The sequence below is a fragment of the Pseudomonas sp. B21-012 genome, from assembly GCF_024749305.1.
GTDB lineage: Bacteria > Pseudomonadota > Gammaproteobacteria > Pseudomonadales > Pseudomonadaceae > Aquipseudomonas.
The window spans coordinates 1642715-1667300 of the sequence record NZ_CP087197.1 but is presented as its reverse complement, the minus strand read 5'-3'; the positions used below and the strand labels follow the sequence as shown (position 1 = coordinate 1667300).

23 protein-coding genes, 5 tRNA genes and 1 riboswitch are annotated in these 24586 nt (G+C 61.5%); of the genes, 10 read left to right on the top strand and 18 right to left on the bottom strand.

Features of this window, described 5'->3' with window-relative positions:
* Positions 1–35: 35 nt before the first annotated feature.
* The gene (locus LOY37_RS07695) at positions 36–1049 is read right to left on the bottom strand and encodes a diguanylate cyclase domain-containing protein (protein WP_408980694.1); all 1014 of its coding nucleotides are present in this window, start codon (positions 1047–1049) and stop codon (positions 36–38) included.
* 237 nt (positions 1050–1286) lie between these two features.
* Between LOY37_RS07695 and LOY37_RS07690 the strand changes: the two genes are divergently transcribed.
* Positions 1287–1880, top strand: coding sequence for a hypothetical protein (locus LOY37_RS07690; protein ID WP_258716590.1), 594 nt, complete (start codon positions 1287–1289; stop codon positions 1878–1880).
* Here LOY37_RS07690 and LOY37_RS07685 read toward each other — a convergent pair.
* A complete protein-coding gene (locus LOY37_RS07685) occupies positions 1832–2722 on the bottom strand; it encodes a LysR substrate-binding domain-containing protein (RefSeq protein WP_258716589.1) in 891 nt (296 codons plus the stop codon). The genes LOY37_RS07690 and LOY37_RS07685 overlap by 49 nt on opposite strands.
* Positions 2723–2839: 117 nt before the next feature.
* Between LOY37_RS07685 and LOY37_RS07680 the strand changes: the two genes are divergently transcribed.
* Both LOY37_RS07680 and LOY37_RS07675 read left to right on the top strand, forming a co-directional pair.
* Positions 2840–3466, top strand: coding sequence for a glutathione S-transferase family protein (locus LOY37_RS07680; RefSeq protein WP_258716588.1), 627 nt, complete (start codon positions 2840–2842; stop codon positions 3464–3466).
* 21 nt (positions 3467–3487) lie between these two features.
* Positions 3488–4510: an LLM class oxidoreductase gene (locus LOY37_RS07675; protein WP_258716587.1), complete on the top strand. Its 1023-nt coding sequence runs from the start codon at positions 3488–3490 to the stop codon at positions 4508–4510.
* Positions 4511–4550: 40 nt separating this feature from the next.
* On the opposite strand, the gene LOY37_RS07670 is transcribed toward LOY37_RS07675, so the two are convergent.
* Positions 4551–4928: a cytochrome c gene (locus LOY37_RS07670; RefSeq protein ID WP_258597015.1), complete on the bottom strand. Its 378-nt coding sequence runs from the start codon at positions 4926–4928 to the stop codon at positions 4551–4553.
* 91 nt (positions 4929–5019) lie between these two features.
* Positions 5020–5096 (bottom strand) — tRNA-Arg (locus LOY37_RS07665).
* A gap of 293 nt (positions 5097–5389) precedes the next feature.
* Between LOY37_RS07665 and LOY37_RS07660 the strand changes: the two genes are divergently transcribed.
* Complete coding sequence (locus LOY37_RS07660; RefSeq protein ID WP_258610083.1) at positions 5390–5587, top strand: hypothetical protein; 198 nt, start codon at positions 5390–5392, stop codon at positions 5585–5587.
* A 3-nt stretch (positions 5588–5590) separates the two neighbouring features.
* On the opposite strand, the gene phnN is transcribed toward LOY37_RS07660, so the two are convergent.
* A complete protein-coding gene (gene phnN / locus LOY37_RS07655) occupies positions 5591–6187 on the bottom strand; it encodes a phosphonate metabolism protein/1,5-bisphosphokinase (PRPP-forming) PhnN (protein WP_258716586.1) in 597 nt (198 codons plus the stop codon).
* 36 nt (positions 6188–6223) lie between these two features.
* The gene (locus tag LOY37_RS07650; protein ID WP_082075482.1) at positions 6224–6415 is read right to left on the bottom strand and encodes a hypothetical protein; all 192 of its coding nucleotides are present in this window, start codon (positions 6413–6415) and stop codon (positions 6224–6226) included.
* A 114-nt stretch (positions 6416–6529) separates the two neighbouring features.
* Here LOY37_RS07650 and LOY37_RS07645 point away from each other — a divergent pair, with 114 nt between their 5' ends.
* Entirely contained in the window at positions 6530–6856 is a 327-nt protein-coding gene (locus tag LOY37_RS07645) for an Arc family DNA-binding protein (protein WP_010226671.1), read from the top strand.
* Between the two features lie 59 nt (positions 6857–6915).
* Here the strand turns inward: LOY37_RS07645 and LOY37_RS07640 are convergent, their stop codons facing one another.
* Genes LOY37_RS07640 through fepB form a run of 3 tightly spaced genes read right to left on the bottom strand, consistent with a single transcriptional unit; the run spans position 6916 to position 9911 of the window.
* Positions 6916–7944, bottom strand: a complete 1029-nt coding sequence (locus LOY37_RS07640; RefSeq protein ID WP_258716585.1) for an iron chelate uptake ABC transporter family permease subunit — start codon at positions 7942–7944, stop codon at positions 6916–6918.
* Entirely contained in the window at positions 7941–8981 is a 1041-nt protein-coding gene (locus LOY37_RS07635) for an iron ABC transporter permease (RefSeq protein WP_258716584.1), read from the bottom strand. Before LOY37_RS07635 ends, LOY37_RS07640 begins: the two co-directional genes overlap by 4 nt.
* Positions 8982–8984: 3 nt before the next feature.
* Positions 8985–9911, bottom strand: a complete 927-nt coding sequence (fepB, locus tag LOY37_RS07630) for a Fe2+-enterobactin ABC transporter substrate-binding protein (protein ID WP_408980693.1) — start codon at positions 9909–9911, stop codon at positions 8985–8987.
* Between the two features lie 157 nt (positions 9912–10068).
* Here fepB and LOY37_RS07625 point away from each other — a divergent pair, with 157 nt between their 5' ends.
* The gene (locus LOY37_RS07625; RefSeq protein WP_258716582.1) at positions 10069–10863 is read left to right on the top strand and encodes an ABC transporter ATP-binding protein; all 795 of its coding nucleotides are present in this window, start codon (positions 10069–10071) and stop codon (positions 10861–10863) included.
* Here LOY37_RS07625 and LOY37_RS07620 read toward each other — a convergent pair.
* Entirely contained in the window at positions 10851–11642 is a 792-nt protein-coding gene (locus LOY37_RS07620) for an IclR family transcriptional regulator (RefSeq protein WP_258717179.1), read from the bottom strand. The genes LOY37_RS07625 and LOY37_RS07620 overlap by 13 nt on opposite strands.
* Before the next feature lie 182 nt (positions 11643–11824).
* Here LOY37_RS07620 and LOY37_RS07615 point away from each other — a divergent pair, with 182 nt between their 5' ends.
* Both LOY37_RS07615 and LOY37_RS07610 read left to right on the top strand, forming a co-directional pair.
* Positions 11825–13912, top strand: a complete 2088-nt coding sequence (locus LOY37_RS07615) for a TonB-dependent receptor (RefSeq protein ID WP_258716581.1) — start codon at positions 11825–11827, stop codon at positions 13910–13912.
* A 33-nt stretch (positions 13913–13945) separates the two neighbouring features.
* The gene (locus LOY37_RS07610) at positions 13946–15253 is read left to right on the top strand and encodes an NtaA/DmoA family FMN-dependent monooxygenase (protein WP_258716580.1); all 1308 of its coding nucleotides are present in this window, start codon (positions 13946–13948) and stop codon (positions 15251–15253) included.
* Positions 15254–15306: 53 nt separating this feature from the next.
* On the opposite strand, the gene mgtE is transcribed toward LOY37_RS07610, so the two are convergent.
* The 8 genes from mgtE to alaS form a co-directional block, all read right to left on the bottom strand.
* On the bottom strand, positions 15307–16749 hold the full coding sequence (gene mgtE / locus LOY37_RS07605; RefSeq protein WP_045200179.1) for a magnesium transporter: 1443 nt from the start codon (positions 16747–16749) through the stop codon (positions 15307–15309).
* Between the two features lie 387 nt (positions 16750–17136).
* Positions 17137–17213: transfer RNA gene (locus LOY37_RS07600), tRNA-Arg, on the bottom strand.
* Between the two features lie 76 nt (positions 17214–17289).
* Positions 17290–17366: transfer RNA gene (locus LOY37_RS07595), tRNA-Arg, on the bottom strand.
* A 77-nt stretch (positions 17367–17443) separates the two neighbouring features.
* Positions 17444–17520 (bottom strand) — tRNA-Arg (locus tag LOY37_RS07590).
* A 108-nt stretch (positions 17521–17628) separates the two neighbouring features.
* A tRNA-Ser gene (locus LOY37_RS07585) sits at positions 17629–17719 on the bottom strand.
* Positions 17720–17791: 72 nt separating this feature from the next.
* On the bottom strand, positions 17792–17980 hold the full coding sequence (csrA, locus tag LOY37_RS07580) for a carbon storage regulator CsrA (RefSeq protein ID WP_010226667.1): 189 nt from the start codon (positions 17978–17980) through the stop codon (positions 17792–17794).
* 185 nt (positions 17981–18165) lie between these two features.
* Entirely contained in the window at positions 18166–19401 is a 1236-nt protein-coding gene (locus LOY37_RS07575; RefSeq protein ID WP_010226665.1) for an aspartate kinase, read from the bottom strand.
* 88 nt (positions 19402–19489) lie between these two features.
* Positions 19490–22108, bottom strand: a complete 2619-nt coding sequence (gene alaS / locus LOY37_RS07570) for an alanine--tRNA ligase (RefSeq protein WP_258716579.1) — start codon at positions 22106–22108, stop codon at positions 19490–19492.
* Between the two features lie 351 nt (positions 22109–22459).
* A riboswitch (FMN riboswitch) is annotated at positions 22460–22611 on the top strand.
* 92 nt (positions 22612–22703) lie between these two features.
* Between alaS and LOY37_RS07565 the strand changes: the two genes are divergently transcribed.
* Positions 22704–23210 carry a 6,7-dimethyl-8-ribityllumazine synthase gene (locus LOY37_RS07565; RefSeq protein WP_045200175.1) on the top strand — a complete coding sequence of 169 codons (507 nt, stop codon included), beginning with the start codon at positions 22704–22706 and terminating at the stop codon, positions 23208–23210.
* A gap of 174 nt (positions 23211–23384) precedes the next feature.
* On the top strand, positions 23385–24575 hold the full coding sequence (locus LOY37_RS07560; protein WP_258716578.1) for a M91 family zinc metallopeptidase: 1191 nt from the start codon (positions 23385–23387) through the stop codon (positions 24573–24575).
* Positions 24576–24586 lie beyond the last annotated feature (11 nt).

Here is a 24586-nt window from a genome sequence, read left to right as displayed (position 1 = left end):
GATTTGACCCGCTGCCCCGTGCAGCGGGTCCTTTTTCATTCACCGATCTCATCCTTGCCGGCCGCCTTGGCCCGGTACAGCGCCTGGTCCGCGCGGCCCAGCAATTGCGCTTGCCCTTCACCCTCCAGCCATTCGACCACGCCATAACTCATGGTCAGCAATCGCTCGCCCACCGGCGGCGCCTGCTCCAGCGCCTGGCGAATCTGCCGCGCCAGTTGCAATGCCTCTTCGCGCTGGGTGCCCGGCAGCACTGCCACGAACTCATCACCGCCCCAGCGTGCCAGCAAGTCACCGGCACGCAGGCAAACCTTGATCCGCTCGACCGATGCGATCAGCGCCTGGTCACCCTGGGCATGGCCATACTGATCGTTGATCGGCTTGAAGTCGTCGATATCCATGACAATCAGCGCCAGCGGCTGGCGAAACCGCCGTGCCCGCTCGCACTCTTGCTGCAGGACCTTTTCCAGGCGGTAACGGTTGGCCACCAGGGTCAGCGCATCGCGTTCGGCCAGGTCGCGGTTCTCGTCGAGCTGGCGCTGCAGTTGCTGGTTGACCCACGACAGCTCGCGGGTGCGCTCGGCGATCTGCGCTTCCAGCGACAGGTTTTCCAGCTGCAGTTGCTCGACCAGGCGCTTGCCATCGTCGATATTGCGATGAGCGCCGAGCATCCGCGCCACCGAACCATCCGGGTTGCGCTCAATGATGTGACCGCTGTCCTCGATCCACAGGAAGTTGCCGTCCTGGCAACGGCAACGGTACTCGATGCGGTACTGGTCGGAGCGGTCACCGATGTAGTCCTCGAAATGGCGCATCACCCGCGGGTAGTCCTCGGGGTGGATCACGCCTTCCCAGGTCAGCACGGTGTTGTCCAGCGAGTGGCTGGGGTAGCCGAGCATCCGGTACCAGCCGGGGTTGCGGTAGACGTAGCCGGTATTGGCGTTCCAGTCCCAGATACCGTCGCTGATCAGGTCCAGCAGGGTGTGCAACTGCTCTTCCCTGAAGTCGCCCAGCGGGGCCTTCAATGGTGGTGCATCTGACGTTTGAGTCACGGACGATCTCCCTTGTCCAGGCAACTACGCCCCAGCCGGATGTTGGTGCTGCCGGTTTGAAATGACTTGCCGCTGACGGCAAGGGTTTACCTCTTCGGGGCAAAGCATGCGCCGATTCACCAGCCGCCGTACAGCGCTACCCCCTGAATATACTAGCGCGTAAGCCTGTCAGCAGAGCTGGCACAAGACTTGCCACCGATCGAAGGTCAACTTGCATCCATCAAGGAGAGTGATCAGGTGAGTAGCATCAATGCCCTCGGCGTCCACACGCCGGTCATCAACCCGACCCGTGGCGTGGCTGAAGCCGCCGCCGAACAGGCCCAGTTCCGCCCGCCGGTGCCAACCAGCAGTGCCAACCGCCAGCAGCAAAGCCAGGCCAACACCTCCCAGCAAAGTGCCGAAGACGCCCGCGAGGAAGCCTTCGCCAAGCTCAAGGTGCAACTGCAGAACCCCGACGTGGACATGCGCGAGCAAGCCACAATCAGCGCCAGCGAAACCGGCAAGAGCGCTGCCCAGCAATTTCGCGAGTACATGGCCCTGAGCCCGGCAGAGAAGATCAAGCTCAAGCTGCTCAATGAGCTGGGCATCAGCCAGGAAGAGTTCGAAGCCCTGCCGCCGGCGGAAAAGGACAAGATCGAGCGCAAGATTGCCGAGCAGATGAAAAAGCAGACCGAGCTTGAGTCGCTGGCCAGCCTGAACTCCGAACTGCAAGGCCCGGCGATGTCAGCCAAGCTGGTGGCCAACCTGACCGCCACCCAGGGCGGCAGCAATGACGCAAAGGATCAGGACCTGGCGTCAGCCTCGGCCCTGACCCAATCGGCGAAGGCCTGAACCTCGGGGCGCTGCAAGGCGTCCTGACGGCACACCAGGTAGTAGGCAAAACGCGCTGGCCAGGGTTTGTCGAGGGCCAGCTGCAGCTTGCCGCTGGCCAGGTCTTCAGCCGCGTGGGTGTCCTGCACCAGGGCGATGCCCTGGCCTGCAGCCGCGGCACGCAGTAACAGCAGGTCATCCTCGAAACTCGCACCGCGTGCTGCCCGCGGGTCCTCGGCAACGCCATGGGCCTGCAGCCAGAGCATCCAGTCGGCGCGATCGGCATCGTGCAACAACGGGTACTTCAGGCAATCGGCGGGCCGTTTCACGGCCGGCCCTTGGGCCAGCAACTGCGGGCTGGCCACCGGCAGCAAAACCGGCGCCACCAGGCGCACGGACTCCAGCCCCGGATACTGCCCCAGGCCATGGCGCAGGGCGACGTCAATGCGCTCGCGGTGAAAATCCACCAGCTTGGCCGAGGCCTCGACGCGCACTTCGATCTGCGGGTGCAAGGCGTTGAAGCGCCCTAAACGCGGCACCAGCCAGGAGGCGGCAAACGACGGTACGGTGCTGATGGTCAGAGCCTTGCCTGGCGCCAGTTGCTCCAGCAACGCCAGCGACGCCTCGATCTGATCGAATCCCCTGAGCAGCCCCGGGTACACCCGCGCACCGGCTTCGCTAAGGTGCACGCCATGGCGACCGCGCACGAACAGCACCACGCCCATGCGCTCCTCGAGCAGGCGCACCTGCTGGCTGACCGCCCCAGGCGTAACCCCCATGTGCGCAGCGGCGGCCTTGAGGCTGCCCAGCCGGGCCGCTTCAGTGAAGGCCCGCAATGCCAACAACGGTAGAACTGCGCCCATTTCCACCCACTCCATGGTTTAGAAAAACTATCGCCAAAGCGCAGGATTGATCGTTTTTCAAGCAGCCCAGGCGCGCCTAGCATAGCCCGTCTCTGATCACTGCTGAAGAGAAAGCCCATGCCGCTAATTCTGTATAGCGATAGCTCACCTAATGGCTTCAAGATCACCATCGCCCTCGAAGAGCTGGGGCTGCCCTACATCCTCAAGCATGTACAGATCGACCATGGCGAGCATCGCCTGCCTGAGTTTCTCGCACTCAACCCTCATGGCCGCATTCCGGTGCTGGTTGATCCCGAGCGCGATATCACTCTGTTTGAGTCAGCGTCGATCCTTTTGTACCTGGCCGACAAGAGCGCACGCCTGCTGCCCGATTCCCCCCGTGAACGCTGGGCGGCCATCACCTGGTTGCAGTTTCACGCGGCGAGCATGGGGCCGATTTTGGGCCAGCGCGTGCATTTCGAACGGTTCGCCGAACAGCCCTGCCCCGAAGCCATCGCCCGCTACCGGCGCCTGAGCGAAGAGCTGTTCAGCACCCTCGACCAGCGCCTGACCGGCCGGCCCTGGCTGGCGGGCAGCAGTTACTCGATCGCCGACATTGCCACCTTCGGCTGGACCCATATCGCCCGGATCATCGACTTTGATTTCAGCCACTACCGACACCTGAGCGCCTGGCATGAACGCGTCAGTCAACGCCCTGCCGTGCAGCGCGGCATCCGCCTGCCCGCCCCCGCAACCGGCCCCTGAAGGACTAAAAGGAATTAATCGATGAACCCAACCCTGAACGGCGCCAGCGCCCACGCCTTCGCCCACCACCCTGGCTATCGACGCATGTTCGCCGCCGACCGCCTGACCCTGGGGATCTTCCTGCCGCTGCGCTTCTATCGCGGCGACATGGCCGTGCTCACTGGCCAGGCCGCGCTGGTCAGCGACATCGACCGCCTGGGCTTCGCCGGCGTCTGGGTGCGCGATGTGCCGCTGTACGATCGGCACTTCGGCGATGCCGGCCAACTGTTCGACCCCTTTGCCTACTTGAGCTACCTGGCCGCGCACACCCGGCGCATCGCCCTGGCCACGGGCAGCGCGATCTTCGCCTTGCGCCACCCGATCGACCTGGCCAAGGCCGCCTGCACCATCGACCAGCTGTCAGGCGGGCGCCTGGTGATGGGCATCGCTTCCGGGGATCGGCCGGTGGAGTTTCCCGCCTACGGTCTGGATCATGCCGAGCGCGGCGAACGCTTTGCCGAGGCGGTGAACTATTTCCGCCAACTGCTGCACAAGGGCGACCACCCGATTGAATCAACCCTCGGCCAAATGAGCGGCGCGCAGCTGCTGCCCAAGCCCGTTGCCAGCGCCATCCCGCTGCTGGTCACCGGCAGCTCGCGCCAATCCATGCAGTGGCTGGGCGAACAGGCCGATGGCTGGCTGACCTTTCCTGATGCGACTGAAAACATCCTCGGCCCCCGGCGCCTGGCCGAGAAAATCCGCGCCTGGCGCGACTGCATTCCCGGCGGCGGCTTTCGCCCGCACGTGACCAACGAGTGGATCGATCTGGACGCCAACCCCGATTTTCCGCGCACGGCGATGCAGGGCGGCTACGTGCTGAGGACCGGGCGCAAGGGGCTGATTGATCTGCTCGGGGAATGGCAGGATGCGGGGGTCAATCATGCGGCACTGGGCATTCAGTTTTGCCAGCGCCCGGCGGCGGAGGTGATTCAGGAGCTGGCAGAAGAAGTGCTGCCGTCATTTGCATCCCATGAAGGACCGTTGCCGTTGCGCCAGGATTGGTAGATCCCAGGCCGCAGCTGTTGCTGCGGCCTGACACCAGGCATCATCGAGTGTTGCCAATCACCGCACTCATGTATTGATTCAAATCGCGAAAATCCTGAACTCGCCAAGCGTACGGCGCCACCTTCACACCATTCTCGCGCAGCGTTCTGGGGATCAAGTCGCCGTTGGGGCGAAGTATTACCGATGAGACGATAACGCCCGGGTAGTCTTTCAAGCGTTTCTTGAAGGCCGAGGTGGTCAGATCAGGGGTAGGCGGGTTGCTTTTATTCGCCAAGGGTCCGGTCCCCTTGATGTCTGCCCCATGGCACATGGCGCATCGTTGCAAAAAGAGCTGTTTGCCATTGGCATTATCCGCCAAGGACGTGGATGCCTGAATCAACGATAGAATCCCGAGCGCAGCGATGATTAGTCTTTTCATTTTCAGGGCTTTATTGACTCTTCATGCAGCTGCGCGGTTGCCACAAAGAAACGCAGCAGTCAGAAGAATGGCCAGAGAGGCGAAAGTGAGATGGTGTCCCAGGGCAGGTTCGAACTGCCAACCTTCCCCTTAGGAGGGGGATGCTCTATCCAATTGAGCTACTGAGACACAGAGCCGGCAACGGGCGTCGCGCGGCAAGGACGGCGTGCATGTTAACCAGCAGGCCGGCATTTGTCATGTCATCCGTGGGGCTTTTTGCCTGTGGGTTTTTCAACGGATCGTGCAATCTGCAATGAGGCAGTCAGCCATCATTGCAGATTGCACGCAAAAGCGCACAAAAAACCAGCCTAAGCCTCTGATTTTAAAGGGTAAATCACGATAAAGAGGCTGGCATGCAGTGTGCATTGTCTAGTTCATGACACGTGGCTCGGGGCCCCGCCCCGCCTTTGCGGAGTATGTCCATGAACAGCACCCTGCTTCTGCTCAATGCCCTGGCCCTGGCCGCCCTGGTTGGCCTGGTCGTGCAACCCGACAGCATCGCCACTGCGGCACAAGCCCATGCGGCACCAGCGATGAAAGCGCAACTGGCCGTGTTCGGCGCACAGGCTGCGCAAGTGCAAAGCGCACCGCTTGCAAGCAGCGAACGGCTGGCGTTCTAGGCTTCAACCCAGGCCAGGCACACCCTGTTCGCGCAACAGCCCAAGCAAGCGCTGCACCGCCTCGTCCAGCGAGCTGGAGTTGTCCAGCACTTGCACCTCGCCTTCTTCTACCCTCACCTGCTGCGCCCGCGCCAGGCGCTGTTCGATGTCTTGCGCAGTTTCCCGGCCGCGATCCAGCAGGCGCTGGCGCAGTACGTGATGGTCGACCCGCAGCAGCACCGGCAACAGGTCGGGATAGCGTTCACGCGCCTGCTGCAAATGCGCGCGCGAGCCATTGACCAAAACCGCGTGCCCTGCAGCCAGCCAGGCATCGATTTGCACCGGTATGCCATAGGCCAGGCCATTGGCCTGCCACTGCAGGGCAAAGGCGCCCTCGGCGCTCAGGCGCTGGAACTCTTCGAGGGAAACACCGACGGCGTCTTCACCCTTGGCCTCGGCCGAGCGGGTGATCACCCGCCGGGCGATGTGCACGTTCAGGCGCTGCAATTCAGCGCGCGCTGCATCGATAAGGGAATCTTTTCCGGCCCCCGAGGGTCCCATCAGGTACACCAGGCGACCCGGGTTCGCTGTACGCCGCGTCGCGCTTGCGTCATGCTGCATAGCCACTATGCTCAATGGTAGGAAAGCACGCGCATTCTAGACGCTTTCCATGGCCTTTTCTGCCTGATGCATGGCGTTGTCGACGAAGGTCTGCAGGCGCGGAAAAAGAGAAAATGAAAACTTTTCAAACCAGTACTCATTTCTGATAATTGGTACTGGCAAAACGCCTTTATCCGGTTCAATATTTGTCACAGAATTGACGCCAAGGAACCGGCGATAATGAGGCATGATTCACGCCTCATTCACAATTCAGGTTGAACATTTTGACGCCGGGATGGTCGTAGTGACATCGTGCGGCCAATTTCGAGAACCGCTTCCCCCTGAACTAAACCGGTCAATTATATGCGCCCAATGAAACAGGCTATTTACTCAAGCCGCACCGCTGACAAATTCGTCGTCCGCCTCCCCGACGGAATGCGTGAGCGCATTGCCGAGGTAGCGCGCAACCACCACCGCAGCATGAACTCGGAAATCATCGCTCGCCTGGAGCAGAGCCTTATTCAGGAAGGTGCGCTGGGTGAAGAACTGAGCATGCGTCTGGACAGCCCGGAACTGTCCCTGCACGAACGCGAACTGCTGCAACGTTTCCGCCAGCTTTCCCATCGCCAGCAAAACGCGCTGGTGTCGTTGATTGCCCATGACGCCGAGATGGCAGCTGACGCTTCCTGATTGCGTGGCTCAATCACTCAAGGCCAATGCCCGTGCATTGGCCTTTTTTATTGCCTGGGTCAAACCCGCCTGCTGCGCGACAACAACCACAGCAGATAGAAACCACCGAGCAAACCCGTGGTCAGGCCAATGGGCAGGTTGAGATTGAAGGCCAGGCGCTGACTGATCAGGTCGGCCACCAGCAACAACACCGCGCCCATCAACGCGCCAGACAACAGCGGCACTTCTGGTGCAGCGGTCAGACGCCTGGCCAGTTGCGGGGCAGCCAGGGCGACAAAGGCGATGGGGCCCGCTGCCGCCGTGGCAATCGCGGTCAAGCCCACAGCCGCCAATACCATGATCAGCCGCGTACGCTGCGGGGCAATGCCGAGCTGACTGGCGCTGTCATCGCCCATTTCCAACAGGTCGATGTGTCGCGCATGGCCAATCACCACGGGCACGATGGCGATGAAACCCAGTGCTGCTGGCAGCACGTGAGACCAGGTCCGGGTGTTGAGCGAGCCGGCCAGCCAGATTTGCGCCGACATCGCCCGGTCAAGGTCGCCCATCACCAGCAGTACGGTGTTGAGCCCCGAGAGCATCGCCCCCACGCCAATCCCCACCAGCACCAGGCGATAGCCACCAGTGCTGCGCCCGCGCATCGACAGCACGAACACCAGCAAGGCGGTGCCCACCCCCGCCAGCACCGCCGCCAGCGAGGTACCCAGGGGACCGGCATCAAACAGGATGATCTGCACGATGGCACCGCTGGCAGCGCCGGTGGTAAAGCCGATGATATCCGGTGAGCCGAGGGCGTTGCGCGAGATCGACTGGAAAATTGAACCGGCCATGCCCAGCGCGCCGCCGACCAGCAGCGCCGTCAGTACCCGCGGCAAGCGAACCCGTTGAACGATCCGCTCGGCGGTCGAGTTGCCACCACCTGCGAACAGGCTGTCAAACACCTGACCTGGTGTCAGCGACAACGAACCTACGCCCAGCAACATGATCGCCAGCCCTGCTGCCAGTAGCGCCAACAGCGCACACACCACCGCAACCCGAGGCCGCCAACGCAACGAGTAATTGCCCAGGCGCAGCACCGCACCCGTCATGACCGACTCATCCGGAACCTGCGCACGATGACGATGAAGAACGGCCCGCCGATCAACAGGGCAATGATCCCGGCCGCGACTTCCGCTGGCGCCGCCACGACCCTACCGATCACATCGGCGCCCAGCAGCAGGATCGCCGCCAACAACCCGGCATACGGCAGGATCCAGCGGTAATCAGGCCCCACCAGCCGCCGGGCCAGGTGCGGCGCGAGCAGGCCGACGAAACCAACCGGCCCGGCCGCCGCTGTTGCTGCCCCGGCCAGCAACATCACTGCCAGGCACGCGAGCAGCCAGGTGGCGCGAAGATTGACGCCCAGCGCCTGGCCAAGATCCGCGCCCAGGGCCATGGCATTGAGGTTGCCGACCATGGCGATGGCCAGCGCCAGCCCGACTGCAACGACCACCGCCAGCACGCCAAGGGTCTGCAAGCCGCTGCCTTCGACCGAGCCTGCCGACCATTTGCGAAAACTGTCAAATACCTCAAGGGGAGCATTGAGCAGGATGATGCCAGTGATCGACACCAGCATCACCGACAAGCCTGCCCCAGCCAGCACCAGGCGCACCGGATTGGTCCCGGTTTCGTGGGCCTGGCCCAGAACGAACACGGCAACCCCGGCCAGCCCGGCGCCGGCAAAGGCAAAGCCGACATACTCGACAATGCTCACCAGCTTGAACAGGGTGACAGCGATGATCACTGCCAGCGCCGCACCGGCGTTGATGCCCAGCAGCCCGGGTTCGGCCAGCGGGTTACGCGTCAGCGCCTGCATCAGCGCCCCGGCCACGCCCAGGGCCAGGCCTGCGAGAATCGCCACCAGAGTGCGCGGAACACGCAGTTCGCGAATCACCAGATGCTGATTGTTCTGTGGGTCATACGCCCAGAAGGCATCGGCGATTTCGCCAAGAGCGATGCTGCGCGAACCGATCAGCAAGCTGCAGGCGGCGACCAGCGCAAGCACGCCCAGGCCGCACAGCAGCCCCGATGAGCGCATGCGCCGTTGGCGATTGAAAACCATGGCGGGCAACACGGCAGTCGCCATGACTCAGCGCAGGTGCCGGGCGACGGTATCGATCATCTGCCGGCCAGAGTAGTAGTCGATACGAAACGAAGTCGGGCCCAGCGCGTAGACCTTTTTCTGCACCACCGCCGGCAGGTTGGCCAGCAGCGGGTCGGCAACAAACGCCTGTACATCGGCATCGGTGCCACCCAGCAGGAACACGCTTTCACCGGTGATCGCAGCCGAAAGGTTTTCGCGGGAAATGAACTCGAAGTCGACGGCGCGAGTGACCTCACCGGTCAGGGCCGGCGGCAGGCTCGCGACCTTGATCCCCAGCGCGGTGAACAAGCGGGCCTGCGGGCTGGACGCACGGCCAACAGAATAACTGCCACCAATGTTGTAGCCGACGATACTCACCCCGCCCACGGGCGCTTTGATCGTGGCAGCGGTGCGTGCGGTGTAGTCGTCAAAATCCTTGATCGCCGCCGCTGCCTGCGCCTGCAGCCCCGCCGCCTGACCAAGGCGGGTAGCGATCTGTTGCCAGCTCTGGTTCGAATAATTGACCACGACGGTGGCGATGCCCTGGGCCTCAAGCTCGGCCTGGTGCTGGACGACGCTATCGGCGCCAGTGGCAACCAGTACCAGCAGGTCGGGATTGACGCCGATCACCGACTCGATATCGAACACCAGGTTGGGGTACAGCACCTCGACTTTGCGCTGATCCGCAACCGCCGCCCACTGGCTGAAAAAGCCCTTGCTGTCGGTCATCCGGCTCGGCGTGGTGGCCGCGCTGGCAACCAGTGGCGCCTCCATGGCCAGCAAGATGCCGGTGACACTCGGCGAAGTCGAAGCAATGCGCAGCGGTTTGGCGGGCTCGCTGGCGGCACTTACCGGGCTCGGCCCAACGGCGCTGCAGGCAAGCAGGATCAGCGCCGCAACAGCAAGCATTGGCGCGAAGGTGAGCTTTTTCATCGGCAATCGGTCTTTTGCTACAAGGGCGGCAGGAAGGGTTCGAGAACGGGCACAAGCTCGTCTAAACGTGGATGCGATGCAATCGCATTCCATATTGCAGAATTAATTCTGCACATGCAATACTCGCCGCCGAGCTGCCAGCAAGGAAAGGCTACCCATGACGCATCGCCTGCATGCTGACGCCGTGACGCTGCGTTACGATCAGCGCACCATCTCCAGCGACCTCTCCATCGCCATTCCCGACGGCTCTTTCACGGTGATCGTCGGGCCCAATGCCTGCGGAAAATCCACTCTGCTTCGAGCCTTGTCGCGGCTGCTGGCCCCAGCCCATGGTCGTGTGGTGCTCGACGGCAAGAATATCACTGCGCTTGCGGCCAAAGAGGTTGCCCGGCGCCTCGGCCTGCTGCCGCAAAGCGCCACGGCGCCGGAAGGGATTACGGTTGCCGACCTGGTGGCACGCGGGCGCTTTCCTCATCAGTCATTTTTGCGCCAATGGTCGGCAGCCGATGAGCAGGCGGTCAACGCTGCCATGGCCGCCACCCAGGTCAGCACGCTGGCCGATCGGGTGCTTGATGAACTCTCCGGCGGGCAGCGCCAGCGGGTCTGGATTGCCATGGTGCTGGCGCAGGAAACACCGATCCTGCTGCTCGATGAACCGACCACCTTTCTCGACATCGCCCACCAGATCGAATTGCTCGAGCTGCTCAACGACCTGAATCGCCAGGGCCGAACCATCGTCGCGGTGCTGCACGATCTTAACCAGGCCTGCCGCTATGCCACGCACCTGATCGCCATGCGCGATGGCGCGGTGCTGGCCGAGGGCGCGCCCGGGGCGATTTTCACCGAGGCGCTGGTGCAAGAGGTATTCGGCCTGCCGGCGGTGATCATTGCTGACCCCGTCAGCGGCACGCCGCTGGTGGTGCCCAAGGGTCGCCAGGCTCAACCGCGCTGATCGAAAATCCGCCCGCCGGTGGCCTGGTTGACCAGGCCGGCTTCGCGGTGCAGGGCGTCGCGATCCTCTGCTGACTTGAGCTGGCCAAGGTCAGTGACCGTGGTCATTACGCAGGCGATTTCCTGCTGCGCATCGAACACCGGCGCCGCCTGGCCGGTGACGTTCGAGAGCAGATGGCTGGTCAGCTCGGCCCAACGGCCATTACGCACCTGATCGAGCAGCGCCTTGTTAGGCGGCGTGCCACGAAAATGCGCGGGCTGCTGCTTGCGCGCGGCATCGATCACAGCTTTGGGCAGGAAGGCCTGGAACACCAGGCCGCACGCGGTGTTGTCGATCGGCAGGATGTCGCCCAGGGCCAGCGGGTTGATCGAGAAGTAGGCGCTGCGGTACCAGCGCACCAGGGTCGGGCCGCGGTCGGTCCAGATCGCCACCCCGCCGCTGGCGGCATGCTGTTGGGCCAGGGTCTTCATGTGCTGGGCGGCAATATCCACCGCATCGACGCGCTTCAAGGCGCTGATGCCGATGTTCAGCGCTGCCGGCCCCAGGTCGTAGAGGCCGCTGGCCGGGTCCTGCTTGGCCAGGCCTTCCTTGACCAGACTCTGCAAATAGCGATGGGCAGTCGAGCCACCGGTAGCAGTGCGCCGAGCGACCTCCCCCAGCGCCAACTCACTCTCGGCATTGGCCAGTACCTGGAGAAAACGCACCGCAATCGACACCGACTGAATAGTGCCGGAGCGCTTTTCCGGGGCTGATTGCGCCTCTTCGTCCAGGGCGCTCATCTCATTGTTCAATTCTTCGCTCTCCTCGCCGGCGCGCACGGTCGCGCTTGTTGGCGGTCATGATACCGATTCCCTGAATCCGTACCTATTGCCATTTTGTGGAATGAATTCTTTATTGAGGAACGCAATAGCACCGTGCTACCCTCGAACGGGAAAGAGGATCATTCTCATTTGGGGGCATCTTGAAGGCACATCCACATCGCACACTGCGCCAAGGCTTTAGTGTGTTCACACTCTCGACATTGCTGGCTTCGCCCTACGCGTTCGGGCAAAGCGTGGTTACCGGCGACAAGCCGGGTGTAGTTTTCGAGCCGATCATCGTCACCGGTGAAAAGCTCGAGCGCGAACTCAAGGACACCGCCTCCTCCGTGTCGATCAAGACCGCCAAGGAGATCGACAAGGAAAAGACCGGCAGCGCCTCGGTGGCCGAAGTACTCAATGATGTGCCCAACGTGATCTACACCGACTCGGTCGGCGCGCCGATCATCCGCGGCCAGGACACCCAGGGCCCGAACAACGGCCAGAACGTGTTCTGGGGCGGCACCGTGCCACGGGCGACGATCAACCTCGACGGCCACTACCTGAACTACAACGAGATGTTCTTCGGCGCCACCTCGGTCTGGGATATCGACAGCATCGAAGTGTTCCGTGGCCCGCAAACCACCTCGCAAGGGGCCAACGCAATTGCCGGCGCGATCATCGTCAACACCAAGGATCCGACCTTCACTCCCGAAGCTGCCTACCAGACCGAGGTCGGCAGTTATGACGCCAAGCGCAGCTCGGTGGCTGTTTCCGGCCCGTTGATGGGCAACGAACTGGCCGGCCGCCTGGCGGTGGACTACTCGGCGCGCGACACTTTCATCGATTACGACAACCCGAAGTTCCAGCGCGGCAAGGCCGACCAGAACTTCCGCGCCGTCACCGCCCGAGTCAAGCTGCTGTGGGTGCCCGAGTCGCTGCCGGGCCTTGAGGCCAAGTACACCTTCGCGCACAACGACAGCAACCGCCCAAGCCAGGAGGCCGCCTCGGCGCCCTTGCACAAGCTCGACCACGACACCACCACCATGCCCAGCTGGGAGCAGGACACCAACACCAGCGTGGTGGATGTCAGCTACGACTTCGACAACGGCATCAAACTGTTCAACCAGGCGCAATACTCGCTGTCCAACGTGCAGCGGTTCACCGGCATCGCTGGCGAAGGCGACGCCGATATCAAGCAGAAAAACGCCTCCAACGAATCGCGCATCACCTTCGGCGACGCATTGGATACTTTAAGCGGCATGGGTGGCATCTACTACGCCCACACCAAGACCGACGAAACCCTGAACCTGCGCGGGCTCTCGGCCTTCGATGACACCAAGGAGAACCTCGGCATCTTCGGCGAACTCAGCTACCGCCTGAGTGAGCGCTGGACCCTGAGCACCGGCCTGCGCTTTCAGCAGGATCACATCGAGCGCCAGGGCAATTCGGTGCTGGCACCGACGGCACTGGACTACGAGAAAACCTTCTCCGCCCTGCTGCCCAAGGTCTCGCTGGCTTACGCAGCGACGCCGGACTGGACCGTCGGCGCCCTGGTCAGCCGCGGTTACAATCCCGGTGGCGTGTCGCTCAACCTGACCACCCGGCAATGGGCGTACTTCAAGGAAGAGTCGATCTGGAACTATGAGCTGTTCAGCCGCGCCAACCTGCTCGACGACCGCCTGATCCTCAGCAGCAACCTGTTCTACATGGACTTCAAGGACGCTCAGTACAACATCCCGGTGGTGATTTCCCCGGGTGTCGCCCAGTCCTACACCATCAACGCCGAAAAGGCCCACGCCTATGGCCTGGAGCTGAGCGCCGACTACCGTGTGCTCGACAACCTGACCCTCAAGGCCAGTGCCGGCGCCTTGCGTACACGCATCGACAAGATCTCCAGCAACGCCGACTACCAGGCCAACGAGTTTGCCCGCTCCCCCGGTTACACCCTGAGCGTTGGCCCGAGCTGGGACATCACCGACAAACTCAACCTCAACGTCCAGGTCCGTCACCTGGATGGCTATTACTCCGACACCGCCAACACCTCGTCCTACTCGGTGAAGCCCTACACCCTCACCGATGCGCGGATGAGTTACCAGTTCAACAAGCAGGTGCAGCTGTACGGCTACGTGAAGAACGTGTTCGACGACCGCTCGCCCACCTATATGCAGCAGAACCGCGGCATCGGCGGCACCGAGGCGAGCATGACCCTGCCGCGCATGGTCGGCGTCGGCGTCAAGGGCGCGTTCTGAGTCCATCAAAAGACCACAAGGAGAATTGCAAGGATGAGTACCCCCAAGCGCCTGCACATTGGCCTGTCACTGGCACCGACCTGGTTGAGCGGCGATGGCTGGCGGCGCGAGAACAGCAACATAGAAGGTATTTTCACCGCCGAGTTTGCGATTGATCTGGCCAAGCGCGCAGAAGCTGCGCACCTGGACTTTGTCTTTCGCCCCGATGTTCATGCTTTGGTGCCGCAGATGCTCGAAAGCGGCTCGGGCTTCGCCAGCCTCGACCCGAGCATCCTGCTCGCCGCAGTTGCCCAGCACACCTCGAAGATCGGCCTGGTTTCGACCGTATCGACCACCTTCCTGCCGCCCTATGTAGTCGCCCGCCAGTTGCAGTCTTTGAACTGGATCAGCAAGGGCCGGGTCGGCTGGAACATCGTCACCGCGCTGCAAGGCCACGAGAATTTCGGCCTGACGGCAATGCCCAGTGCCGATGAGCGTTACCAGCGGGCTGCGGAGTTCACCCGGGTGGTTCATCAGCTGTGGGACAGCTTCCCCAGCGACGCCCTGAAACTGGATCGCAGCACGGGCCGTTACGCAGACGCCTCACAGGTTCGCCCGATCGACCACGACGGCGCTCACCTGAAGGTCAAGGGCCCACTCAACCTGCCGGTGTACGCCAACACCCGAATCCCGCTGGTGCAAGCCGGCGCATCCGATTCGGGCCGTGACTTTGCCGCGTCGGTGGCCGACCTGGTATTCGCCCCCACGCCGGATATCGACGCTGCGCTCGAGCTGCGTCACGACCTGTCCCGCCGCGCTGAAAAACACGGCCGCGATCCGGCCGACATTCGCCTGCTGCCCGGCCTGAGCCTGTACCTGGCCGAGACCCGCGAACAGGCCCGCGAGCTGTTCATGTGCACCCACGCGCGCATCGACAAGCCGCGCAAGTTTGCCTCGATCAAGGAGATGACCGGGCTCGACCTCAACCAATGGCCAGAAGACCGCCCGATCACCGCCGCTGACCTGCCTGCGCCCGTGAGCAATCCTGGCAGCCGTACCCACACCAACCTGCTGCGACGTCTGATCGAACGTGAATCGCTGCGGGTCAGTGAGTTACTGTTGCGCCCAGAGGTGATCTCGGCTGCACACTGGCAGGTGATCGGTACGGTGGACGATGCCGTCGAGAGTATTGTCGAATGGGCTGCATCCGGTGCCATCGATGGCTTCATCGCGGCGCCCGGTGGCTCGCTGGAATCGGTGCACCTGTTCCTTGAACAGGTGATGCCACGCCTGGTGCAGGCCGGGTTGTTCCGCGAGTGCTACAGCGGCTCGACCTTTATCGAGCACCTCACCGAGCAATAAACGCCAGGCAAAAAAACACCCCTCGCGAGGGGTGTTTTTTGTCGGATGCTCAATCAGAGCAGGAAGATGGTGGCAAGGCCCAGGAAGATGAAGAAGCCACCACTGTCGGTCACCGCCGTGATCATCACGCTGGAGCCCATCGCCGGATCGCGGCCCAGGCGCACCAGGGTCATCGGGATCAATACCCCCATCAGCGCCGCCAGCAACAAGTTGAGGGTCATGGCACCGGTCATGACCACGCCGAGCGACCAGCTGTCATACAGCAGGTAGGCGACCACACCAATCACTCCGCCCCAGATCAGGCCGTTGATCAGCGACACTGCCAGCTCCTTGCGCATCAACCGCGAGGTGTTGCCGGGGCTGACCTGGTCGAGGGCCATGGCGCGCACGATCATGGTGATGGTCTGGTTGCCGGAGTTGCCGCCGATACCGGCAACGATCGGCATCAGCGCCGCCAGTGCCACCAGTTTTTCGATCGAGCCTTCGAACAGGCCGATCACCCGCGAGGCGACGAAGGCAGTGATCAGGTTGATTGCCAGCCACGCCCAGCGGTTGCGCAGCGAGCGCCAGACCGAGGCGAAGATGTCTTCTTCTTCGCGCAGACCGGCCATGCTCAGCACTTCGCTTTCGCTTTCTTCACGAATCAGGTCGACCATTTCATCGATGGTCAGACGGCCGATCAGGCGATCGCTCTTGTCCACCACCGGCGCGGAAATCAAGTCGTAACGCTCGAACGCCTGAGCGGCATCGTAGGCGTCTTCATCCGGGTGGAAACTCACCGGATCGCTGGCCATGACCTCGGCGACTTTCTTCTCCGGGTCGTTGACCAGCAAGCGCTTGATCGGCAGCACGCCCTTGAGGATGCCGTCGTAATCAACCACGAACAGTTTGTCGGTGTGGCCTGGCAGCTCCTTGAGCCGGCGCAGGTAGCGCAATACCACTTCGAGGCTGACGTCTTCGCGGATGGTGACCATCTCGAAGTCCATCAATGCACCGACCTGGTCCTCGTCGTAGCTCAGGGCCGAACGCACGCGTTCGCGCTGCTGGGCATCGAGGCTTTCCATCAGCTCGTGGACAACGTCACGGGGCAGCTCGGGCGCCAGGTCAGCCAGTTCGTCGGCGTCCATTTCCTTGGCAGCGGCGAGCAGCTCGTGATCGTCCATGTCGGCGATCAGGGTCTCGCGGACCGAGTCGGACACTTCGAGGAGGATGTCACCATCGCGCTCGGCCTTGACCAGTTGCCAGACGGTCAGACGATCGTCCAGCGGCAAGGCTTCGAGAATGTAGGCAACGTCGGCGGAGTGCAGGTCGTCGAGCTTGCGTTGCAGCTCGACCAGGTTCTGGCGGTGAACGAGGTTTTCTACCAGGTCATGGTGATGACCTTCCTGACGGTGGGTCAGGTCTTCGACCACGCGTTGACGCTGCAGCAGTTCGACCACCTGGGCCAGGCGATCCTGCAGGCTTTCTTGCGTCTTTTTTACTTCTACTTCAGTCATAGGCGAACTCCACTCCCAGCAGCGGAGCACGCCGGGAGATCAATCAGTCAATTCTTGATTGGCAAAACTTGCTATTGAGTAACTACTGGGTAAGTCCATGGTGGTATTCCACAAGCCCCGGCGGGGCTGACGGGCGCAATCATACACCGCTTGAGCTGTCAGGGTGCTGAAAAAATCGCGGCTAGAACAATCGTTTGCGAGACATACTTGTGACAACGTATGCAGGCAACAGTGCGACGGCGGTAGCGCGAAAAAAAACACATCGGGATCGGCATAAAATAGCGCGGGGCTGGCACGGCAACGATGACAGTCTATTCATCACGCCTTACCGGAAGATGAATGCCGGAAAGCAAAAAGCCCGCCTTGATAGGCGGGCTTTCTGTTGTATGGTGCACTCAGGAGGATTCGAACCTCCGACCGCTCGGTTCGTAGCCGAGTACTCTATCCAGCTGAGCTATGAGTGCAGGTTGGCGCTTGATGGACCAGATCACCTCTGGTTACAGCTAAAGCAACTTTCAAACTGAAAACTGCTTCGGTGTATGGTGCACTCAGGAGGATTCGAACCTCCGACCGCTCGGTTCGTAGCCGAGTACTCTATCCAGCTGAGCTATGAGTGCAGGGTTGGCGCTTGATGGACCAGATCACCTCTGGTTGCAGCTGAAGCAGCATTCAAGTTGAAAACCGCTTCGTCGTATGGTGCACTCAGGAGGATTCGAACCTCCGACCGCTCGGTTCGTAGCCGAGTACTCTATCCAGCTGAGCTATGAGTGCATTTGTTACCGCGCATTATAGGCCGCTAAATCATTTTGCCAACCACTTTTTCGTTTAATTTCAACGACTTAGGCGATTCAGGCAGATTACAGCGTCCTACATGAATAATGGCGGAGAAGGGGGGATTCGAACCCCCGATACCCTTGTGAGGTATACTCCCTTAGCAGGGGAGCGCCTTCGGCCACTCGGCCACCTCTCCGCAACACGGGGCGTATAATAACCAGACCCTTCCCCGTTTGCAAACTCTTTTTTGAAAAAAACTCGATAAAAATTAATGGGTTGGTTCTTCGTCCTTCTCTTTCTTGATCCGCAGGTAGATTTCCTCACGGTGGACGGCCACTTCTTTAGGGGCGTTGACCCCTATCCGCACTTGGTTTCCTTTGACGCCGAGCACGGTCACGGTGATTTCGCCGTCGCCAATGATCAGGCTCTCGGCGCACCGACGAGTCAGAATCAACATAGCTTTCTCCTCACGCAATTCAGTTCAGGGATAACAGTCTGCAAAAAAAAGGGCTTCAGCCTACAACCCGTGACGGCTGCTGACCTACGCCTAAGTATTGACTAGCGCGAGCAAAAGCACAGATTTCTCACGCCAGCCAGAAACACGAAGGGCGCGGCATGGCCGCGCCCCCAGAGGCAGCCGCCTTACTCGCCCTGTCGGGCAGGGGCGTCGAGCTCGAAGGCGGTGTGCAGGGCGCGCACTGCCAGCTCCAGGTACTTCTCTTCTATTACCACCGAGACCTTGATCTCGGAGGTGGAGATCATCTGGATGTTGATGCTCTCCTTGGCCAGCGCTTCGAACATGCGGCTGGCGACACCGGCATGGGAACGCATGCCGACGCCGACGATCGAGACCTTGGCGATGTTGGTGTCACCTACCACTTCGCGAGCGTTGAGCTCGGCGGCGGTCTTGTCCAGGACCTTGTGGGCCTTGTCGTAGTCGTTGCGATGCACGGTGAAGGTGAAGTCGGTGGTGTTATCGTGCGAAACGTTCTGCACGATCATGTCGACTTCGATGTTCGCGGCACTGATAGGGCCGAGGATCTTGAAAGCAACGCCCGGGGTATCCGGTACGCCACGGATGGTCAGCTTGGCTTCATCGCGATTGAAGGCGATGCCGGAAATGATCGGCTGTTCCATGGATTCCTCTTCATCAATGGTAATGAGGGTACCCGGACCCTCCTGGAAGCTGTGCAGCACGCGCAGCGGGACGTTGTACTTGCCGGCGAACTCGACGGCGCGGATCTGCAGCACCTTGGAACCGAGGCTGGCCATTTCCAGCATCTCTTCGAAGGTGATCTTGTCCAGGCGCTGGGCCTGGGCCACCACGCGCGGGTCGGTGGTGTAGACACCATCGACATCGGTGTAGATCTGGCACTCGTCCGCCTTGAGCGCTGCCGCCAGGGCCACGCCGGTGGTGTCGGAGCCACCGCGACCGAGGGTGGTGATGTTGCCGTGCTCGTCGACGCCCTGGAAACCTGCAACCACAACCACGCGGCCGGCCTTGAGGTCGCCACGAATCTTCTGGTCGTCGATCTGCAGGATGCGCGCCTTGTTGTGCGCGCTGTCGGTGAGGATCCGCACCTGGTTACCGGTGTAGGACACTGCCGGAATACCACGTTTGATCAGGGCCATGGCCAGCAAGGCGATAGTCACCTGCTCGCCAGTGGAGACGATCACATCCAGTTCACGCGGAACCGGCTGATCGCTGATCTTCTTGGCCAGGTCGATCAGGCGATTGGTTTCGCCGCTCATCGCCGACAGTACTACCACCAGGTCATCGCCGGCTTCGCGGAACTTCTTGACCTTGTCGGCAACCTGCTCGATTCGCTCGACTGTGCCGACCGAGGTACCGCCAAATTTCTGTACGATCAACGCCATTTCAAAGCCGCCTCAGCCCATGAAGGGCACCCAATAAACATTCAAACGACGCCATGGCCCGCCACTGGACGGCGGGCCGATGTACGCCTTAAACGCCCTGCTCCACGAATGGCACGGTCAGGGCCAGCGCGTTGTCCAGCGCGGCGGTGTCTACGCCACCACCTTGCGCCATGTCCGGACGACCACCGCCCTTGCCACCCACCGCGGCAGCGGCTTGCTTCATCAAATCACCGGCTTTGAGTTGGCCAGTCAGGTCTTTGGTCACACCGGCAACCAGTACGACCTTTTCCTCATGGACACTGCCGAGCAGGATCACTGCGCGGCCGAGTTTGTTCTTCAGTTGATCGACCAGCGCCAGTAGCGCCTTGCCATCCTGGCCATCCAGACGCGCGGCCAGGACTTTCACGCCCTTGACCTCGACGGCTGCACTGGACAGGTCGTCGCCAGCAGCGCTGGCGGCCTTGGCCTGCAGTTGCTCCAGCTGTTTTTCCAGCTGGCGGTTGCGCTCCAGCACTGCCGAGAGCTTGTCGATCAGGTTTTCGCGGCTGCCCTTGACCAGTTGCGCGGCTTCCTTGAGCTGCTCTTCGGCAGCGTTCAGGTAAGCCAGTGCGGCAGCGCCGGTGACCGCTTCGATCCGGCGTACGCCGGAGGCCACGCCACCTTCGCTGATGATCTTGAGCAGGCCGATATCACCGGTACGCTTGGCGTGGATACCGCCGCACAGCTCGACGGAGAAATCGCCGCCCATGCTCAGCACCCGCACGCTGTCGCCGTACTTCTCGCCGAACAGCGCCATGGCGCCCTTCTGCTTGGCGGTTTCGATATCGGTCTCTTCGGTTTTCACCTCGGAGTTCTTGCGCACTTCACGGTTGACGATGTCTTCCAGGGCCTTGAGCTGCTCCGGCTTGACCGCCTCGAAGTGACTGAAGTCGAAGCGCAGGCGCTGGCTATCGACCAGCGAGCCCTTCTGTTGTACGTGATCGCCCAGCACCTGGCGCAGCGCAGCGTGCAGCAGGTGGGTGGCGGAGTGGTTCAGCGAGGTGGCGTGCTGGACGTCGGCATCGACCCGGGTCTGCACCTGGGTGCCGACAGTCAGGGTGCCGCTGGCCACCACACCGTGGTGCAGGAAGGCGCCGCCGGTCTTGGTGGTGTCGCGCACGTCAAAGCGCACGTTGCCCGCTTGCAGGTAGCCGGTGTCGCCCACCTGGCCACCGGACTCGGCGTAGAACGGCGTGCGGTCGAGGATGACCACGCCCTCCTCGCCTTCGCCCAGCTGCTCGACAACCTTGCCGTCCTTATAAAGAGCAACGATGCTGGCGCTGCCTTCGGTGGCGTTGTAGCCGGTGAACTCGGTGGCCACGTCGACCTTGACCAGGGTGTTGTAGTCCAGGCCGAAGGCGCTGGCGGAGCGGGCACGCTCACGCTGGGCTTCCATCTCGCGCTCGAAGCCTGCTTCGTCGATGGTCAGCTCGCGTTCGCGGGCGATGTCGGCGGTCAGGTCCATCGGGAAGCCATAGGTGTCGTACAGTTTGAACACCACGTCACCCGGCACCACGGTGCCCTTGAGCTCGGCCAGGTCCTGCTCGAGGATCTTCAGGCCCTGCTCCAGGGTCTTGGCGAACTGCTCTTCTTCAGCCTTGAGCACGCGCTCGATGTTGGCCTGCTGCTGCTTGAGCTCGGGGAAGGCTTCGCCCATCTCGGCGACCAGGGCGGCGACGATCTTGTAGAAGAAGCTGCCGGTGGCGCCCAGCTTGTTACCGTGGCGGCAGGCGCGACGGATGATGCGGCGCAGGACGTAGCCGCGGCCTTCGTTGGACGGCAGCACGCCGTCGGCAATCAGGAAGCTGCACGAACGGATGTGGTCGGAAACCACTTTGAGCGACGACTGCTCGGCATTGGCGCAGCCGATGGCGGCGGCCGAAGCGCTGAGCAGGTTGCGGAACAGGTCGATCTCGTAGTTCGAGTGCACATGCTGCATGACCGCACTGATGCGTTCCAGGCCCATGCCGGTATCCACCGACGGTGCAGGCAGCGGGTGCAGCACGCCATCGGCAGTGCGGTTGAACTGCATGAAAACGTTGTTCCAGATCTCGATGTAACGGTCGCCATCTTCTTCCGGCGAGCCGGGCGGGCCGCCCCAGATGTCGGCGCCGTGATCATAGAAGATCTCGGTGCAAGGGCCGCACGGGCCGGTATCGCCCATGGTCCAGAAGTTGTCGGAGGCGTAGGGCGCGCCCTTGTTGTCGCCAATGCGCACCATGCGCTCGGCCGGTACGCCGATCTCTTTGGTCCAGATGTCGTATGCCTCGTCGTCGCTGGCATAGACGGTGACCCAGAGTTTCTCTTCCGGCAGGTTCAGCACCTTGGTCAGGAAGGTCCAGGCGTAGGTGATCGCGTCCTTCTTGAAGTAATCACCGAAGCTGAAGTTGCCCAGCATTTCGAAGAAGGTGTGGTGACGGGCGGTGTAGCCGACGTTTTCCAGGTCGCTGTTCTTGCCACCGGCGCGCACGCATTTCTGGCTGCTGGTCGCGCGGGTGTAGGCGCGCTTTTCCTGGCCAAGGAAGCAGTCCTTGAACTGGTTCATCCCCGCGTTGGTGAACAGCAGGGTCGGGTCGTTGCCCGGAATCAAGGAGCTGGAGGCAACTCGGGTGTGTCCCTGCTCTTCGAAGAAGCGAAGGAAGGCTTCACGGATTTCTGCGCTTTTCATAGGTTCTTCCACGGAAACGGCGGCCTTAAGGCAAATGCTTGCGTCAAATTGACGAAACGACGGCAAAGGGCCGCATTATATCGGGCCTTAGGCTCGGGTGCAGTGTGTTTATGCTATAGAAACCGTCAATTGGACGGCCTGCAGCGACAACGTCAGCGAAAAACCGCTCGCTGGCACCCTGCCCGGCCTCTCAGGGCCTGTTGTGATCTGGTGACACGGTATTACTGGGGCCGTATAAAACAATTGGCAAGGTTTCCCTGATGAAATGTCGTTCATCCGGAAAAAACCGTTAGCAGCCTATACGTTTACCTGACATCTGTGCTAATAATTCCCCGCCGCCGATACCGGTGGCAACGTTCTCAGGGCGGGGTGCAATTCCCCACCGGCGGTAATTGCGCGCAATGCGCATAGCCCGCGAGCGCTTGCAGGCCAGCCTGTAAGGTCAGCAGACCCGGTGTGATTCCGGGGCCGACGGTCATAGTCCGGATAAAGAGAGAACGGGATAGGCGCAGCCGCGCCTGTCGCTTTGCACCTGCACGGCGAAATCCCCTTCGATCCAGCGCCCTGTTTCTCATACAAACAGGAGTCCGTTTCAATGCAACCTACCGCAATCGATAGCAAGAACCCTTCCCACGAGCGCATCGCCTTCATCCAGGCTTGCTGGCACAAAGACATTGTCGACCAGGCGCGCAAGGCATTCGTCGAGGAAATGGGTAAACAAGGCTATCAGCCCAGCGACATCGACTTCTTCGAAGTCGGCGGCGCTTTCGAGATCCCCCTGCACGCCAAGCTGCTGGCCCGTGGCGGCCGCTACGCTGGCATCGTTGCTGCCGGTCTGGTGGTCGATGGCGGCCTGTACCGCCACGAGTTCGTCGCCCAGTCGGTGATCAGCGGCCTGATGCAGGTGCAACTGGAAACCGAAGTGCCGGTGTTCTCGGTAGTGCTGACCCCGCACCACTTCCATGCCGGCGACGAGCACCAGAACTTCTACTTCGAACACTTCCTGGTCAAGGGCGTGGAAGCGGCGAAAACTTGCGCCGATACCTTGCAGAAGTTGCGTGCGTTACGCCGTAACGAAGTAGCGCAAAAACGCGCAATCTAGTCCTGCATCACCAGCGCCGGCCGCACCGCTGCGGCCGGTTCTTGGGCCCGTGGCACCGCTCAGCGATGAGCCTGGCAGCCTCCCCGCCTTGCGCACAGATGCATAAATATGTAGTGCCCGGACATGTTCAAACCTCCATAGCCTGACGTTTTCCCAACGCCCAATGGAGTGGACATGTACAACCTAAGCAACCCCAATCCGACTTACTACCTTACCGGGCGCGGCTCGGGCTATGCCCACTTCCAGTATGACGATGACCCGTATCCTGGCGCGGTCCGTCAAGTGATCCTGCTGCATGAGGACAGCAATGTCACCGTCACCTCGGAACACTTCAAGCACTCGATAACCAGCGCCCCTCACACAAGCCAGGTGGATATACAGGTCCGGTCACCTGCTGAAAATATTGAAATTTCAACCCTGGACTGCAACCTGTACGCTGTCATCGGCACGACCAGGTTTGTCCTGGCGATGAACGACGATCAAATACTGGTCCTGCGCACTCAAAACACTGGCAGCAGGATCTGGATCACTGAAGACGTGCATCACCAAGTCATTATCAATGCGGGTAATGGCAACAACCATATTGAAACAGGCAGCGGCGACAGCAAAATCTATGTCGGGGCCGGCAACAATCGTATTGTCCTCGGCACAGGGCTTACCTACATCGAAACGGGCTCAGGGGAAAACCGTATCGACGGCAACATCCTGCTGGGCAGCGCAGGCAGTGAAGCCTTCTACGCCCGCAACTTGCCCGGCGACAGCCGCTTCAGCCAACCGGTAAGTCCTGAACATGCGGCCCTGGGCAATAACAGTATCCGCCCACAAGGGGACTCACGCTTTCAACGCCTGATCGCCGACCACTTAGACCTGCTTCGCAAAACCAGCGCGGGAAGACAGCTGCTGTCGGCGCTGGACAACAGGCCCTCGATCACGGTGGACGAAATCCTGAACCATTTACCCTCGGGCTATGAGCCCGACATGGATTTCGATGACGATATCGGCGATCACTTCGTTACACCGAACGGAGTTCCGGGCATTGCCGACGCTGGCGGCAAACTGCACTTCAACCCTGCAGGACCAGCTTCCGACGACCTGCCCCTGCTGGATTTCTACCGTTGTCTGTGCAATGCCTGGAACTCCCTCACCGGCTCGGTTTTCCCAGGCACCTCAATAGTCACCACACGGGCCGGCAAGCAACAGGAGGTAGCCAATTCGCAACTGCAGGCCATCGGCATTATCACCAGCCATAGGCCTTTTGATTTCGGCTTGTCCACCGATACCCCTGCCCTGCGTACCAACCCAGCGCCTTTTACTGAAAACGCCTTGCGCCTGGAGCTGGGCCTGGCTCCGCGAATTCACTTTTAAGTTCAAACGTG

What these genes read in the sequence shown, in the direction of transcription:
- LOY37_RS07660 (WP_258610083.1), top strand. Translation starts at nt 5,390, where the DNA reads ATGAACAGCACCCTGCTTCTGCTCAATGCCCTGGCCCTGGCCGCCCTG.
- LOY37_RS07620 (WP_258717179.1), bottom strand. Translation starts at nt 11,642, where the DNA reads ATGAGCGCCCTGGACGAAGAGGCGCAATCAGCCCCGGAAAAGCGCTCC.
- LOY37_RS07675 (WP_258716587.1), top strand. Translation starts at nt 3,488, where the DNA reads ATGAACCCAACCCTGAACGGCGCCAGCGCCCACGCCTTCGCCCACCAC.
- LOY37_RS07575 (WP_010226665.1), bottom strand. Translation starts at nt 19,401, where the DNA reads ATGGCGTTGATCGTACAGAAATTTGGCGGTACCTCGGTCGGCACAGTC.
- LOY37_RS07640 (WP_258716585.1), bottom strand. Translation starts at nt 7,944, where the DNA reads ATGACGGGTGCGGTGCTGCGCCTGGGCAATTACTCGTTGCGTTGGCGG.
- alaS (WP_258716579.1), bottom strand. Translation starts at nt 22,108, where the DNA reads ATGAAAAGCGCAGAAATCCGTGAAGCCTTCCTTCGCTTCTTCGAAGAG.
- csrA (WP_010226667.1), bottom strand. Translation starts at nt 17,980, where the DNA reads ATGTTGATTCTGACTCGTCGGTGCGCCGAGAGCCTGATCATTGGCGAC.
- LOY37_RS07685 (WP_258716589.1), bottom strand. Translation starts at nt 2,722, where the DNA reads ATGGGCGCAGTTCTACCGTTGTTGGCATTGCGGGCCTTCACTGAAGCG.
- fepB (WP_408980693.1), bottom strand. Translation starts at nt 9,911, where the DNA reads ATGAAAAAGCTCACCTTCGCGCCAATGCTTGCTGTTGCGGCGCTGATC.
- LOY37_RS07680 (WP_258716588.1), top strand. Translation starts at nt 2,840, where the DNA reads ATGCCGCTAATTCTGTATAGCGATAGCTCACCTAATGGCTTCAAGATC.
- LOY37_RS07625 (WP_258716582.1), top strand. Translation starts at nt 10,069, where the DNA reads ATGACGCATCGCCTGCATGCTGACGCCGTGACGCTGCGTTACGATCAG.
- LOY37_RS07650 (WP_082075482.1), bottom strand. Translation starts at nt 6,415, where the DNA reads ATGCCTCATTATCGCCGGTTCCTTGGCGTCAATTCTGTGACAAATATT.
- LOY37_RS07670 (WP_258597015.1), bottom strand. Translation starts at nt 4,928, where the DNA reads ATGAAAAGACTAATCATCGCTGCGCTCGGGATTCTATCGTTGATTCAG.
- LOY37_RS07635 (WP_258716584.1), bottom strand. Translation starts at nt 8,981, where the DNA reads ATGGCGACTGCCGTGTTGCCCGCCATGGTTTTCAATCGCCAACGGCGC.
- LOY37_RS07565 (WP_045200175.1), top strand. Translation starts at nt 22,704, where the DNA reads ATGCAACCTACCGCAATCGATAGCAAGAACCCTTCCCACGAGCGCATC.
- LOY37_RS07610 (WP_258716580.1), top strand. Translation starts at nt 13,946, where the DNA reads ATGAGTACCCCCAAGCGCCTGCACATTGGCCTGTCACTGGCACCGACC.
- LOY37_RS07560 (WP_258716578.1), top strand. Translation starts at nt 23,385, where the DNA reads ATGTACAACCTAAGCAACCCCAATCCGACTTACTACCTTACCGGGCGC.
- mgtE (WP_045200179.1), bottom strand. Translation starts at nt 16,749, where the DNA reads ATGACTGAAGTAGAAGTAAAAAAGACGCAAGAAAGCCTGCAGGATCGC.
- phnN (WP_258716586.1), bottom strand. Translation starts at nt 6,187, where the DNA reads ATGCAGCATGACGCAAGCGCGACGCGGCGTACAGCGAACCCGGGTCGC.
- LOY37_RS07645 (WP_010226671.1), top strand. Translation starts at nt 6,530, where the DNA reads ATGCGCCCAATGAAACAGGCTATTTACTCAAGCCGCACCGCTGACAAA.